General features: G+C 68.9%; 12 protein-coding genes. 7 read left to right on the top strand and 5 right to left on the bottom strand.

Going from position 1 to position 13,628, the window contains the following annotated elements:
- The first annotated feature begins 134 nt into the window (after positions 1-134).
- Genes HF203_RS06295 through gspD form a run of 4 tightly spaced genes read left to right on the top strand, consistent with a single transcriptional unit; the run spans position 135 to position 4,484 of the window.
- Positions 135-1,226 (top strand): PilN domain-containing protein, encoded by a 1,092-nt coding sequence (locus HF203_RS06295; protein WP_168667753.1) that lies wholly within the window; start codon positions 135-137, stop codon positions 1,224-1,226.
- The gene (gene gspM, locus HF203_RS06300; protein ID WP_168667755.1) at positions 1,223-1,813 is read left to right on the top strand and encodes a type II secretion system protein GspM; all 591 of its coding nucleotides are present in this window, start codon (positions 1,223-1,225) and stop codon (positions 1,811-1,813) included. Before HF203_RS06295 ends, gspM begins: the two co-directional genes overlap by 4 nt.
- On the top strand, positions 1,810-2,340 hold the full coding sequence (locus tag HF203_RS06305; protein ID WP_168667756.1) for a type II secretion system protein N: 531 nt from the start codon (positions 1,810-1,812) through the stop codon (positions 2,338-2,340). The genes gspM and HF203_RS06305 overlap by 4 nt, the downstream gene beginning before the upstream one ends.
- Positions 2,341-2,372: 32 nt before the next feature.
- Complete coding sequence (gspD, locus tag HF203_RS06310; RefSeq protein WP_168667758.1) at positions 2,373-4,484, top strand: type II secretion system secretin GspD; 2,112 nt, start codon at positions 2,373-2,375, stop codon at positions 4,482-4,484.
- Between the two features lie 193 nt (positions 4,485-4,677).
- On the opposite strand, the gene HF203_RS06315 is transcribed toward gspD, so the two are convergent.
- The 4 genes from HF203_RS06315 to HF203_RS06330 all read right to left on the bottom strand — a co-directional run bounded on the left by HF203_RS06315 (position 4,678) and on the right by HF203_RS06330 (position 9,056).
- Positions 4,678-5,304 (bottom strand): LysE family translocator, encoded by a 627-nt coding sequence (locus HF203_RS06315; RefSeq protein WP_168667760.1) that lies wholly within the window; start codon positions 5,302-5,304, stop codon positions 4,678-4,680.
- 480 nt (positions 5,305-5,784) lie between these two features.
- Positions 5,785-6,363, bottom strand: a complete 579-nt coding sequence (gene rsmD / locus HF203_RS06320) for a 16S rRNA (guanine(966)-N(2))-methyltransferase RsmD (RefSeq protein WP_168667761.1) — start codon at positions 6,361-6,363, stop codon at positions 5,785-5,787.
- Positions 6,350-7,696 carry a M16 family metallopeptidase gene (locus HF203_RS06325; RefSeq protein ID WP_168667764.1) on the bottom strand — a complete coding sequence of 449 codons (1,347 nt, stop codon included), beginning with the start codon at positions 7,694-7,696 and terminating at the stop codon, positions 6,350-6,352. The genes rsmD and HF203_RS06325 overlap by 14 nt, the downstream gene beginning before the upstream one ends.
- Positions 7,686-9,056, bottom strand: coding sequence for a M16 family metallopeptidase (locus HF203_RS06330; protein WP_168667766.1), 1,371 nt, complete (start codon positions 9,054-9,056; stop codon positions 7,686-7,688). Before HF203_RS06330 ends, HF203_RS06325 begins: the two co-directional genes overlap by 11 nt.
- A 760-nt stretch (positions 9,057-9,816) precedes the next feature.
- Between HF203_RS06330 and ftsY the strand changes: the two genes are divergently transcribed.
- From ftsY to ftsX, 3 genes are all read left to right on the top strand, one after another.
- Positions 9,817-11,070 (top strand): signal recognition particle-docking protein FtsY, encoded by a 1,254-nt coding sequence (ftsY, locus tag HF203_RS06335; RefSeq protein ID WP_210424665.1) that lies wholly within the window; start codon positions 9,817-9,819, stop codon positions 11,068-11,070.
- A gap of 80 nt (positions 11,071-11,150) precedes the next feature.
- The gene (gene ftsE / locus HF203_RS06340; RefSeq protein ID WP_168667768.1) at positions 11,151-11,819 is read left to right on the top strand and encodes a cell division ATP-binding protein FtsE; all 669 of its coding nucleotides are present in this window, start codon (positions 11,151-11,153) and stop codon (positions 11,817-11,819) included.
- Positions 11,813-12,778, top strand: a complete 966-nt coding sequence (gene ftsX, locus HF203_RS06345; RefSeq protein WP_246221671.1) for a permease-like cell division protein FtsX — start codon at positions 11,813-11,815, stop codon at positions 12,776-12,778. Before ftsE ends, ftsX begins: the two co-directional genes overlap by 7 nt.
- Here ftsX and HF203_RS06350 read toward each other — a convergent pair.
- Positions 12,775-13,569, bottom strand: coding sequence for an endonuclease/exonuclease/phosphatase family protein (locus tag HF203_RS06350; RefSeq protein WP_168667770.1), 795 nt, complete (start codon positions 13,567-13,569; stop codon positions 12,775-12,777). The two genes, ftsX and HF203_RS06350, sit on opposite strands and share 4 nt — an antisense overlap.
- Positions 13,570-13,628: the final 59 nt, after the last annotated feature.

The raw sequence follows: 13,628 nt of genomic DNA on the forward strand, positions 1-13,628 counted from the left end.
TATCACGCGCACACCACCTTCGCAATCATTGTCAACACCCCAGAATGACTTAGGGCGGTACTGGTCGGCGCCAGCGCGATCGATCTACACTGGACCGGCCGCGACCGCCAGCCCGACCAGGACCGTCACCGACCATGGCAGCGACCGACACCCCCGCGCCCGAGCAGCGCACCGCCGCCCCCTGGGTGGAAGCCCTCGAGGCGCGCCTGCAACCGATACGCACACGTTTCGCCACCTGCCTGCCGATACGCTTGCGCCAAGCGATCATCGATCACGATCGCCGGTTACTGGTCGAGCCCGATGACTCCCGAGCCCGGCTGACACGGTTGCGCGGCAACGGCCACGAGCCGGTCGGGGTGCTCGCACTCGATGCCGACGACCCGCTCCCGGCGGCACTCGCCGAGTACCGACGCCGTACCACCCTGCGACTGCCGAAGGCGGCGATCCTGCGTCGTAGCATCTCGCTCCCGGTCCAGGTCAAGCCACGTCTGGCCGAAGTGCTCTATCACGAACTCGACCGCCTCTCGCCCTTCCCCGCCGACCAACTCTTCTACGCCATCCGGCTGCAGCCGACGCCCAAGCACGCCCCACGCCTCCGTATCGAGCTGGTGCTCTGTCCGCGCGCGCCCACCGAGGCCTGGCTCGCGCGACTGGCGCAGGCCGGGGCGACGGTCGAGCGCATCGACTGGGCCGGGGCCTGGCACCGCGCCAACCTACTCCCACCCCAGCGACGTACGCGACGGCCCCCACCCTGGCCCGGGTTCGACGGCTGGCTCGGACTGCTTGCGCTGACACTGCTGATCGCGGCACTGGCGACACCCTTGTGGCAACGCCACCACCATCTCGCCCGCCTCCAGCAGGCGCTCGACCAGGCCCGCACCCAGGCGCTCGCCACCGACCGCGCCCGCCAGGCCCTCGAACAGGCCCGCCAGGGCAACCTCGCCGTGCTCGCACAGCGCCAGCGTCATCCCCAGGCCCTCGAGCTACTGCGCAAACTCAGCACCAGACTCCCGGACGACACCTGGATACAGCGCCTCGAATTCGATGGCCAACGGGTCGAATTGGTGGGTGAGTCGGCCAGTGCCACGGCACTGATCGGTCTACTCGAACACACCCCTGGGATCGAGTCGGTGCGCTTCCTCGCCCCGGTGGTGCAGATCGACCGCGACGGCGGCGAGCGCTTCAACCTCGCCTTCCAGTTACACGTCACGGAGCCGACACCATGAGCAGACACCGCGCCTGCATGCTGTTGTGGGGCGGCGTGGCCAGCGTGCTCTTCGCCCTGCTCGCGCTGACGCTACGGCCCTGGTGGCTGGAACTCTCCGCGCTCGATGCGCGCATCGCCAGCGCCGAGGAACGACTCCAGCGCTATCGGCGCATCGCCGCCGAACACCCGCAGATACAGGTCGAACTCGCACGGATCGGCACCGCCCCTGGAGTCGCCGGACTCTATATCCAGGCCCCCAGCGAGACGCTCGCCGGCGCCGAATTACAGCGCCGCTTGCAGCAGATCATCGCCGCCGCCGACGGTCGTCTGATCAGCATCCAACTCCTCCCGGTTACCCAATCCGATCCCGAAGCACCGGCGCGACTCCATGTCCGCGCCCAGATCCAGGGCACCACCACGACCCTGTTCGAGATCCTCTATCGCATCGACCAGGCGCGACCGCTGCTCTTCGTCGAACAACTCGCCGCGCACTCGGCGGTACGCCCGGAACGCCACCAGATCGCCTCAGGCACGCCCGACAGCGCCGGATCGCTGGTCCTGCAACTGGATGTCTTCGGCTTCGTACGCGGCGGGCAGTCGACATGAAACGCCGGTTCGCGCTCAGCACGGTGGCCCTGCTCGGCGCCCTGCAGGTCTGGCAATGGCGGCACTGGCAGACGCCCCTTCCCGATCTGGCAGCACCTCCCCCCGCACCACCGCAGCCACCGATCGACGCGCCACCGCCACCGCCACCGCGCGCCCACTATGACGCCGTACTGGAACGCCCCCTGTTTCGCCCCGACCGGCGTCCGGCGCCTCCGCCAACGACACCCGACCCGAACACGGCGCGTGCCGCCCCGGCGCTCGAACGCCTGACCCTGACCTCGGTTCTGATCACCCCCGAGCAGCGTGTCGCCTGGGTCCGGGTCGCCGAGGCCGGGCGCTCCGGGCAACGCATCGAGGTCGGCGACCAGATGGCCGACTGGACGGTCGCGGCAATCCATCCCGACCACATCCTGCTCGAGCGACAGGGCCAGATCGATCGACTACCATTGCGCGACTTCACCCGGCCCGGCGCACCCTCGGCAACGCCACTCATCCCCCCTGCCCCGGACCCGACACCACGCCCCTGATCACCCGCGGGCTAGCCCGAACCCGAGGTCACATGGACACAGACCCCAGCCCACGCCCCCTCGTCCGCCTGTTGCTGACGCTCACGGCATTCATCGTCCTCGGCGGCTGCGAGCACGCCGACTGGGATCCCACGCTCAGGCTCGGGGCACCGAGCGGACATGTCCTCGACCACACCCCGGGGGCGACCGAGGATCGCGGCGGCACCACCGCCACCACCATCGCCCTCGGCAACCGTGGCACCCGCACCCGCGACTTCATCGACCCCGGCAACGCCACCATGGTCCAACCGCTCGCTCGGCCCGAGGTCGACACCGCCCCAGGCGAGGTCACCCTCAATTTCGAGCGCACCGATCTCCGCGAGGTGGTACGGGTGATCCTCGGCGAGGTCCTGCAACGTGACTACGTGCTCCACCCTGCGGTACAGGGCGAGGTCTCGCTGCAGGCCCAGGCGCTGCGACGCGAGCACCTGCTGCCGACCCTCGAGACCATGCTCAGGATGAACGGCGCGGCCCTGGTCGAGCGCGGCGGCGGCTACCAGATCCTGCCGCTGACCAACGCGCTGCAGGGCCAGGTCGTGCCCCAGCTCGGCGAATCGAGCCGCGCACTGCCGGCCGGCTACAGCGTCCAGGTGGTGCCGCTGCGCTATATCGGCGCCGCGGAGATGGGGCGCATCCTCGAACCGCTCGCCCCTGAGGGCAGCATCCTGCGTCTCGACACCCAGCGAAACCTGGTGGTGATCGCCGGTACCGGCCCGGAGATGAGCAACCTGCTCGACACCATCCGGGTATTCGACGTCGACTGGATGGCCGGACTCTCGGTCGGCTTCTTCATGCTCGAGTTCGCCAAGGCCGAGGCGGTGGTCGAACAGCTCACCGCCCTGCTCGACGCCGAGGAGGGCGGTGCCCTCGCCGGGGTGCTCCGCTTCGTCCCGATCGAGAGCGCCAACGCGCTGCTAGTGGTCTCGCCACAGCAAGGCTACGTCGAGCGCGCGCGCGACTGGATCAAGCGCCTGGACATGGCCGAGGCCTCGGGCGAGTCGGCCGAGCGGCTGTTCGTCTATCGCGTCCGTCATGGCGACGCCGAGGCGCTCGCCGAGACCCTGGCGGCACTGTTCGGGCGCCACCAGGACGACGGCCGAGGCGCCCTCGGCGCGGTGGCGCCGGGGCTGCAACGCGCCAGCCTCGACGAGGCCGGCGCCAGCATCGAGGACGGTGCCCCCCGCGCCCGGGCCCACCGTCTCGACACCGGGGTCGGCATCGTCGCCGACACGGTCAACAACTCACTGCTCATCAAGGCCAGTGCCCGCGACTATCAGAAGATCCTCGATGCGCTCAAGCAGCTCGACATCGTCCCACTGCAGGTGCTGGTCGAGGCGACCATCGTCGAGGTCACCCTCACCGGCAACCTCGAGTACGGGGTGCAGTGGGACTTCTTCGGTCTCGCCACCGCCGACCAGCGCAGCAACTTCCGGCTCGACGGCACCCTCGACGGCGCCAAGGACTCGGGTATCGGCGCGACCTTCCCCGGCTTCACCTGGTCGGTGATCTCACGCCCCGACACCATCCGTGCCACCCTCAGTGCACTGGCCGGGCACAACCTCGTCAACGTGCTCTCTTCCCCCACGGTGATGGTGCTCGACAACCAAACGGCACGGATGCAGGTCGGCCAGCAGGTGCCGGTGGCCACCGCCCAGCAACAGAGCACCTCGACCACCGAGCGTATCGTCAACAACATCGAGTATCGCGACACCGGGGTGATGCTGTCGGTGAGACCGCGCGTCACCCCCGGCGGCATGGTGCAGATGGAGATCGAACAGGAGGTCAGCACCGTGGCCACCACCGAGAGTTCGAACCTCGATTCGCCCACCTTCCAGACCCGTAACATCACCAGCTCGGTGGCGGTACGCTCCAACCAGGCGGTGGTACTCGGCGGGCTGATCCAGGACCAGCGCGAGGACGGCAAGCAGGGTCTGCCGGGGCTCTACGACCTGCCGATCGCCGGGGCCCTGTTCGGCGAGCGTCGCAAGAAGGCCAATCGCACCGAGCTGGTGGTGATCCTCACCCCCAGGGTCATCACCAGCGACCAGGACCTCGAGGCCGTCACCCGAGACTTCCGCAGCAAGGTCAAGGGGTTGGAGTTCTAATGCTCGGTTCTCAGAAGACTGAACCGCAAAGGCGCGAAGGGCGCAAAGGACTTTGATCAGCGGGTATCGTTGCGACGTCTACTGCCCGCCGGCGGCTGATTGCAGACCGCGCCAAGCAACCTATACCGCTGTATCTTATTGATTTTATTCGCGTCCTTCGCGCCTTTGCGGTTCAAGCTCCCCAGCGTCCCTCTCAGCGCGAGGCAGTGGCGAGTTTGAGGGCGAGGCCGGCGAAGACAGCGCCGGCCAGCCGGTTGAGCAGCACCTGGGCGCGGGGCGAGCGACGCAGGCGGGCGCCGAGGGTGCCGGAAGACCAAGCAATGGCCGAGAACACCAGCAGCGCCGAGAGCATGAACAGCGCCCCGAGCAGCAACAGCTGCAGGGTCAGCGAGCCGCGCGCGGGATCGGCGAACTGGGGCAGGAAGGCGAGGAAGAAGATCGCCACCTTGGGGTTGGTGGTGCTCATCAGCACGCCACGGGCATAGAGCTGCGCGGGGCGCGGCGCAATCGCGCCGCCACCGTCGAGCGCGCTGGCCCCGGCACGCAACGCCTGCCAGGCGAGATAGAGCAGATAGAGTGCACCGAGCACCTTGAGCACGGTGAAGGCGAGCGCCGAGGCGGCGAACAGCGCGGCCACGCCGAGCGCCACTGCAGCGGTATGGAACAGCACCCCGGTACACAACCCCAAGGTGACGAAGAGCCCTGCCAGCCGACCATGCAGGGCCGACTGGGTGAGCACGAAGATGTTGTCAGGCCCCGGCGCGAGCGCCAGGGCGGTGGCGGCGGCGAAGAACAGCAGCGCGGTATCGAGGGGCAACATGACGGGGCGACCGTGAAGAAGAACGATCGCTCATCAATACCACGCGCCCCCCGCCCGCGCACCCCACCCGAGACCGTCAGCTGCCCCTTGGCGGCTGGTAGCTGAAGCCTGATCGCTGAAAGCGCATCCTTCCTTCGCGCCCTTTGGGCCTTTGCGGTTCAAATCAGCTTCCAGCGATCAGCATCCAGCCTCCAGTGGCGATGTTGGGTTGCCCGTCCTAGAGTCCCGAGGATTGGTCGATCGGTGGTGTATGGGCAACCCAACCTACGGGCTGGAGGCTGGTGTTGCACGATCGTCGATTGACAGGCAAGACGGTATCTTTGCGGTTCAAATTCCTGGCGACTGGCGACTGGCGATTGGCGGCTGACTGCTGGGGGCTGGCGGCTGAAGCCTGATCGCTGAAAGCGCATCTCTCCTTCGCGTCCTTTGGGCCTTTGCGGTTCAAATTCCTGACGACTGGCGACCGCGTCGAAAACGGCGTCACTCGTCCTCCTCGGCGAGCAGCCCGTAACGGACCTGACCGGCACACTTATCGCGCACCAACACCCAGCCTGGCGGTGCCTCCGGCAGCCCTTCCTGACGCCCGCGCTCGACATAGACGCGCCCGCCCGACGCCACCCAGCCGTCCTCGACCAGCCGTGTCAGCGCCGGGGCGAGCAAGTCCTCGGCGAAGGGCGGATCGAGGAAGATCAGGTCGAAGGGACGCGCCGGGGTGGCGGCGAGCCACTCCAGCGCATCGGCACGGATCACCTCGACCGACGACTCACCGAGGGTGCGGACATTGGCCTGGAGCTGGCGCGCCGCCGCCGCGGCGCGCTCGATCATCACCACCTCGCCGGCGCCGCGCGAGCAGGCCTCGAGCCCGAGCGCGCCGCTGCCGGCGAAGAGGTCGAGACAGCGTGCCCCGGCGATCGTCGGCGCCACCCAGTTGAACAGGGTCTCGCGCACCCGATCGGCGGTCGGGCGCAGCCCCGGCTGATCGATCACCGGCAGCCGGCGACCGCGATGGCGGCCGCCGACGATACGCAGCTGATGCTGCCCCGACCTACTCGGCTTCATCGGCCCGTGCCGTCTGCCCGGCGCCACCGCCGACCTCGACCAGCGCCATCCGCTCGGGATCGACCCGGCGCGCGAAGGCATCGCGGATCTGCGCGGCGTCGACCGCCTCGACACGCTCGGTAAAGCGCGCGAGATGATCGAGCGGCAGGTCGTAGAAGCCGATCATCGCCAAGTACTGGACGATGTCGCCGTTGCTGTCGATGCGCAGCGGGAAGCCGCCGGTGATGTTGCGCTTGGCGGCATCGAGTTCGGCCTCGGTCGGCCCCGCAGCGATGAAGCGTTTGAGGGTCTCGCGCATCACCGTGATCGCCTGCTCGGCCTGATCGTTGCGGGTCTGCAGCCCCATCAGGAAAGGACCGGACTGAGCCAGCGGCAGGAAATAGCTATAGACGCTGTAGGACAGTCCGCGCTGCTCGCGCACCTCGTGCATCAGTTGCGAGACCAGCCCGCTACCACCGAGGATGTGGTTGCCGACGTAGAGCGCGAAGTAGTCGGGATCACCGCGGCGCATCCCCGGCTGACCGGCGAGCACCGCCGTCTGACTCGACGGGAAGGCGATGCGCTGTTGCATGCCCTGCGCGAGTGCCGCCACCTCGGGCAGCGCCGGGGCCGCCGCGCCGCGCGGCAGGGCGCCGACCACGCGCTCGGCGAGCTGCTCGGCGCCGGCGCGATCGAGCGCGCCGACGATCGCCACCACCGCGTTGGCACCGACCAGATAGCGCTGGTGGAAGGCGACCAGATCGTCGCGGGTGATCGCGCTCACCCCCTCGGCGGTGCCGGACGGGTCCTCGGCATAGGGGTGATCACCATAGATCGCCCGATAGAAGGCGCGGCTGGCCTGGGTACGCGGTGACTCCTGCTGCTGGCGCAGCGCCACCAGACGATTCTCACGCACCCGCTCGAGAGCGGTCGCGGGGAAGCGCGGCGCGGCGAGCAGGGTGGCGAGGGTGTCGAGGGCGGTATCGAGCGCCGGCTCGCGGGTCAGGCTGCGCAGCGACACCGAGAAGATGTCGCGATCGACCCCGCGACCGAACTCGGCACCAACACCCTCGAGACGGGTGGCGATGGTATCGGCGTCCCACTCACCGGCGCCCTGGGCGAGCATCGCCGCGGTCAGCGAGGCCAGCCCGGGACGCGCACCGTCGCGCGCACTGCCGGCATCGAAGGCCAGGCGCAGATCGACCATCGGCAACCCAGGGGCGGCGACGAACAGCACCCGGGCGCCGTTGTCGGTCTCCCAGGTCTGGATCTCGGGGGTGGCCTGGACGAGCCCGGCGACGCACAGCAGCAGGGCGCCGAGCCAGAGGCGCGGGCGGAAGCGATCAGCGGACATGGGCGGCTCCTCGATGGGACATGGCGGGGGCGGCGGCGGGGTCGAGCGGTTGCGGGTCGAGCACGGCAACGGTGAGCCGGTCGGCCACCAGATACTTGCGCGCGACCGCCTGGATCTGCTCCGGGGTCACCGCGGCGAGCGCATCGACATAGCGATCGGCCAGCTCCCAGCCGAGCCCGACGGTCTCGAGTTGACCGAGCAGCATGCCCTGATAGAACAGCGAGTCCTTCTCATAGACCTTATCGGCGATGAGCTGATTGCGCACCCGCTCGAGTTCGGCGGGGTCGACCGGCGCGTCCTGCAGCCGCGCGATCTCGTCGCGCAGCGCCTGCTCAAGCTCATCGATGGCATGCCCCTGGGCGGGGACACCCTCGAACAGGAACAGCCCGGGCAGCCGCCCGAAGGCGCTGTAACCGGCGCCGACCGAGGCGGCCACCTCGCGCCCGCGCACCAGCTCGCGCTCGAGGCGCGCGCTCTTGCCGCCGTCGAGCACCGAGGCCAGCACCTCGAGCGCATAGGGCTCCCACGCGGTCTCGGCATCGATCACCGCCGGGGCCTTGTAGCCCATCAGCAGATAGGGCTCCTGCGCCGGGGCCTTGACCCGCAGCCGCTTCTCGCCGAGCTGTTCGGGCTCGGGACGGCGCTTCGGGGTGGCGATCGGCTCGGCCTGCAGCGGCCCGAAGTGACGCTCGGCGAGGGCGAAGACCTGCTCGGGGTCGACATCGCCGGCGACCACCAGGGTGGCGTTGTTGGGCGCATACCACTGCCGGTACCAGTCACGCAGGTCCTCGACCCGGACCTCCTCCAGATCGCCCGGCCAGCCGATCACCGGGATGCCGTAGGGCGAGGCGTCGTAGGCGGTGGCGTTGAAGCGCTCGTAGGTGAGCGACTGCGGGTCGTCGTCGGTGCGCATCCGCCGCTCCTCCTTCACCACCTCCAGCTCCTTGGCGAACTCCTCCGGGTCGAGCGCCAGGTTGCGCATGCGCTCGGCCTCGAGCTCGAAGGCGATCTCCAGCCGATCGCTGGCGAGGTTCTGGAAATAGGCGGTGTAGTCGCGGCTGGTGAAGGCGTTCTCCTCACCACCGTTGGCGGCGATGATGCGCGAGAACTCGCCCGGGGCGAGTCGCTCGGTGCCCTTGAACATCATGTGCTCGAGCAGGTGCGAGATACCGGTGATACCACCGTACTCGTAGCTCGACCCGACCCGATACCACACCTGGCTGGTGAGCACCGGGGCGCGATGATCGGGCTTGACCAGAACCTTCAACCCGTTGTCGAGCTGGTGTTCGTAAACCGTCTGGCCCGCGCCCGCCGCCAGCGGCAGCAGGCAGACCAGGGTCGCGATGAATCGTCGTGACATGGACACTCCGCAATCGGGAAGACAAAGGCGATAGATATGGTCACCTTAACCCCTCTCCGAGTTCCGAGCAGCATCGAAGCGCAATGCCAGCGGCCAGCGAGAGATCCAACCACAAAGACGCGAAGGACACGCAGGGGGCGAGACGTAGGATGGGATGCGTGACCGTGCGCCGACGCCAATGATCGGCACCGAGCCGGTCCCGGTCACGCACCCCATCGCCCCCGGCTCACCGGCATGCTGCGCCTTGCCAAGCCGATCAGGCTGGTGGCTTTCTCGACCGTTGCGCCATTGCGGTTCACCGCCACGTACCCTTCGCCGCCCATGCAATCCTGACGGCCCCGCGCCACCACCCGCAGTCCGCACCCGCTGGCGGCTGGCAACTGGCAACTGGTGGCTGACGACTGGCGACTGATGACTGGTGGCTGGTGGCTGACGACTGACGACTGACGACTGGCGGCTGGCGACTGGCGACTGGTGGCTGACGACTGACGACTGGCGGCTGGCGACTGGTGGCTGGCGGCTGACGACTGGCGGCTGGCGACTGGCGACTGGTGGCTGGCGGCTGGTGGCTGGCAACTGGCAACTGGCAACTGGTGGCTGGTGGCTGGTGGCTGGTGGCTGGTGGCTGGTGGCTGGTGGCTGAAGGCTGGCGGCTATAAGCCACCGATCTGTTAGCATTGCGCCATCCCCGAGGCGGTTGCGACCGCCCCGCTCGGCGCCTGCGCGCACCGCCCCCATCAACACGAGAACCCCCGTCGATATGTTTGGTTTCGGAAAGAAGCACAAGACCGCATCCAACGACGCGCCCGCGACCGAGGCGCAGGAACAATCGTCGCGCAAGCCACTGTTCGGACGTCTGTTCGGCGGCGGCAAGGACAAGACCGAGGCGTCCGAGCAGGCGCCGATCGCAGAGGTCGAGCGCGCGGCCCCTGCACCAGCCGCGCCGATCGCCGAACCGACGCCCGAACCCGAGGCGCCGCCCGCGCCGCCGCAACGCACCTTCGTGCCACGCGCGCTCGAGCGGCGCGCTGAGGCGCCCGTCGCCTTCGAGCTGCCCGACCTCCCCGAGGAGACTCCCGAACCCGAGGCGGAGAACGGCGGCAAGCTGTTCGGCCGGCTGCGCGAGCGGCTCAGCCGCACCCGGGTCAAGCTCGGCGGCGGCATCGGTGAGCTGCTGCTCGGGCGCAAGCGGATCGACGACGAGCTGCTCGAGGAACTCGAGACCCTGCTGATCACCGCCGATGTCGGCATCGAGGCGACCACCCGGATCATCGGCGATCTCACCGAGCAGGTGCGGCGCAACGCCCTCGCCGATCCCCAGGCCCTGGTCGACGCCCTCAAGGCCGAGCTGCGTGCCATCCTCGAACGCGCCGAGGGCCCGGTCGCCCAGCCCACCGAGGGCAAACCCCAGGTGTTGCTGATGGTCGGCATCAACGGCGCCGGCAAGACCACCACCATCGGCAAGCTCGCCAAGCGGCTACAGGAAGAGGGCAACAGCGTGATGCTCGCCGCCGGCGACACCTTCCGCGCCGCCGCCGTCGAGCAACTCCAGACCTGGGGTGAGCGCAACCGCATCCCGGTGATCGCCCAGCACACCGGAGCCGACTCGGCCTCGGTGATCTACGACGCGCTGCAGGCGGCGACCGCGCGCGGCACCGATGTGCTGATCGCCGACACCGCCGGGCGGCTGCACACCAAGAGCAACCTGATGGACGAACTCAGCAAGGTGGCGCGGGTGATGAAGAAGATCGACCCCGAGGCACCGCACGAGGTGATGCTGGTGGTCGACGCCACCACCGGGCAGAACGCCCTCGCCCAGGCCGAGCACTTCCATCGCGCGGTGGGGCTGACCGGCATCACCCTCACCAAGCTCGACGGCACCGCCAAGGGTGGGATCGTGTTCGCGATCGCCGAGCGGCTGCAAGTGCCGATCCGCTTCATCGGGGTCGGCGAGACGATCGAGGACCTGCGCTACTTCGACGCCGACGAGTTCGTCGACGCCCTGCTCGGCTGAGCGCCGATGGAGGCGCGCCCCAGCCGCCCAACCGTGACCCCGGCCACGACACCGGGGTCGTGCCCGGAGAGCCCCGCGCGATGATCGAGTTCGACCACGTCCATAAGCGCTACCCCGAGCGCGGCGAGGCGCTCAGCGACATCAGCTTCGCGCTCGCCGCCGGCGAGATGGCCTTCCTCACCGGCCACTCGGGCGCGGGCAAAAGCACCCTGCTACGGCTCATCGGGCTGCTCGAACGCCCCAGCCGTGGGCGCGTGGTGGTCGACGGGCGCGACCTCGGCGCCCTGCCCCGGCGCCAGATCCCGCTGCACCGCCGCCAGGTCGGGATGATCTTCCAGGATCACCGCCTGCTCGCTGATCGCAGCGTGTTCGACAACGTTGCCCTGCCGCTGCAGGTAATGGGCTACGGCCATCGCGAGATCGGTCGACGGGTCCGCGCCGCGCTCGATCACGTCGGCCTACTCAAGCGCGAGCGTGCCACCCCGGTGGCGCTCTCCGGCGGCGAGCAACAGCGCGTCGGTATCGCCCGCGCGGTGGTCGCGCGGCCACCGCTGCTACTCGCCGACGAGCCCACCGGCAACCTCGACCCCGAGCTCTCGCGCGAGATCTTCGAACTGTTCGAGCGCTTCCAGTACGTCGGCGTGACCCTGTTGATCGCCACACACGACCTCAGCCTGGTGGCGCGTATGCCCTATCGCATCATGACCCTGGCCGACGGCCGGCTGGTCAACGACTCCGGGGGATGGTGAAGATGTCGCGCGTGCGCCGCCCCAGTGCCCGCCCCTCCGAGCTGCTGCTGATCTGGCTCGCCCACCATCTGCGCAGCGCCCGCGAATCACTGCGTCGGCTGTTCGGCATGCCGTTGCCGACGACGATGACAGTGGCGGTGATCGGCATCTCGCTGGCGCTCCCGGCCACGCTCTATGTCGGCACCGACAACCTGCGCACGATGACCGGGCGCTGGGACCAGACCGCGGCGATCTCGCTGTTCCTCCGTCATGAGGTCGACAGCGACACGGCGCGGGCCCTGGCCGAGCGCCTGCGTGCCCGCCCCGAGCTGGCCCGTGTCGAGCTGATCGAGCGCGAGCAGGCGCTCGCCGAGTTCAAAGAACTCGGCGGTTTCGAGGGTGCGCTCGAGGCGCTCGACGACAACCCGCTGCCTGCGGTCCTGGCACTCTATCCAGGCCCCGACCACGCCACGCCCGAGCAGCTACGCGCGCTCGAACAACAGGCGCTGGCGCTGCCCGAGGCCGACTTCGCGCGCATGGACACCCTGTGGATCGAGCGCCTGCAGGCAATCCTCGCCCTCGCCGAGACCGCCACCCTGCTGCTCGGCGCCCTGCTCGGGCTCGGGGTACTGCTGATCGTCGGCAACACCATCCGCCTGGAGATCCTCAACCGGCGCGGCGAGATCGAGATCATGGAGCTGGTCGGCGCCACCGCCGCCTTCATCCGCCGCCCCTTCCTCTACGCCGGGGCCTGGTACGGATTGCTCGGCGGACTCTGCGCCACCCTCCTGGTGACCCTCTCGGCAACGACGCTACAGGGCTCGGTATCGCGCCTGGCCGCGCTCTACGGCGGCGAGTTCCGTCTCGCCGGGCTAGGGCTCGGCGGCACCCTGGCGGTAGTGGTCACCGGGGTCGCGTTGGGGCTGGTAGGGAGCTGGATCGCGGTCGGACGCCACCTGCAGGGGGCCGAGGCCCATTAGCGCAGCGGGTTGGCGACGCGGCGCGGGATGCCGGGGTCGACCAGACTCAGCCCCTCGGGCAACTCGATGGTGGTGCTCAGCGGCAGGTGATCGGAGAGGGCGTAGTCGATCACCTCGGCGGTGATCACCCGCAGTGGGGCGGAGACCAGGATGTGATCGAGGTTGTGGCGCGGACGCCAGCTCGGGAAGGTCTTGCGCTCGCAGTCGAGCCCCTGCATCCCCGAACTCACCACCATCGCCCGCAGCCCATTGGAGGTACAACCGCAGTTGAAGTCGCCCATCAGCACCAGGTAGGGATACTCGCGGGCAAGCTCGAACAGATAGCCGAACTGACGCCGCCGCGCCCGCCAGCCGAGGGCGAGATGGACGATACCGACGGCCAGACAGCCACCGTCATCGAGCGGAAATTCGGCCACCATCACCCCACGCCCGGGCAGTCCGGGCAGGCGGTGCTCGCACACCTGTTGCGGTCGCAGCCGGCTGAGCAGGCCGTTGCTGTGCTGGGCAAAGGGCGCGAGATTACGGTTGACCTGTCGGTACCAGTGCGGGAAGGCGCCTTGACGAGCGAGATACTGGATCTGGTCGACATAGGCACTGCGCAGACTGCCGGCATCGACCTCCTGTAACCCGACCACATCGAAGCGCTGCAGCAGCTGGGCGATGCGGGTGAGGTTGATCAACCGTTCGGAATGCGGCAGCAGGTGCTTCCAGCTGTTGGTGACATAGTCGCTGTACCGACGCGAGTAGATGCCCGCCTGGACGTTGTAGCTCAGCAGATGCAGTTGCCGCATGCTCGGCTCGTTCGGGTGTCGTCGGTGGACAGACCCTAGCACAGGCCCTGGAGTCGGCC

The organism is Marichromatium bheemlicum (genome assembly GCF_012276755.1).
Classification (GTDB): Bacteria; Pseudomonadota; Gammaproteobacteria; order Chromatiales; family Chromatiaceae; genus Marichromatium; species Marichromatium bheemlicum.

What these genes read in the sequence shown, in the direction of transcription:
- rsmD (WP_168667761.1), bottom strand. Translation starts at nt 6,363, where the DNA reads ATGAAGCCGAGTAGGTCGGGGCAGCATCAGCTGCGTATCGTCGGCGGC.
- ftsE (WP_168667768.1), top strand. Translation starts at nt 11,151, where the DNA reads ATGATCGAGTTCGACCACGTCCATAAGCGCTACCCCGAGCGCGGCGAG.
- gspD (WP_168667758.1), top strand. Translation starts at nt 2,373, where the DNA reads ATGGACACAGACCCCAGCCCACGCCCCCTCGTCCGCCTGTTGCTGACG.
- HF203_RS06305 (WP_168667756.1), top strand. Translation starts at nt 1,810, where the DNA reads ATGAAACGCCGGTTCGCGCTCAGCACGGTGGCCCTGCTCGGCGCCCTG.
- ftsX (WP_246221671.1), top strand. Translation starts at nt 11,813, where the DNA reads ATGGTGAAGATGTCGCGCGTGCGCCGCCCCAGTGCCCGCCCCTCCGAG.
- gspM (WP_168667755.1), top strand. Translation starts at nt 1,223, where the DNA reads ATGAGCAGACACCGCGCCTGCATGCTGTTGTGGGGCGGCGTGGCCAGC.
- HF203_RS06295 (WP_168667753.1), top strand. Translation starts at nt 135, where the DNA reads ATGGCAGCGACCGACACCCCCGCGCCCGAGCAGCGCACCGCCGCCCCC.
- HF203_RS06350 (WP_168667770.1), bottom strand. Translation starts at nt 13,569, where the DNA reads ATGCGGCAACTGCATCTGCTGAGCTACAACGTCCAGGCGGGCATCTAC.
- HF203_RS06325 (WP_168667764.1), bottom strand. Translation starts at nt 7,696, where the DNA reads ATGTCCGCTGATCGCTTCCGCCCGCGCCTCTGGCTCGGCGCCCTGCTG.
- HF203_RS06315 (WP_168667760.1), bottom strand. Translation starts at nt 5,304, where the DNA reads ATGTTGCCCCTCGATACCGCGCTGCTGTTCTTCGCCGCCGCCACCGCC.
- ftsY (WP_210424665.1), top strand. Translation starts at nt 9,817, where the DNA reads ATGTTTGGTTTCGGAAAGAAGCACAAGACCGCATCCAACGACGCGCCC.
- HF203_RS06330 (WP_168667766.1), bottom strand. Translation starts at nt 9,056, where the DNA reads ATGTCACGACGATTCATCGCGACCCTGGTCTGCCTGCTGCCGCTGGCG.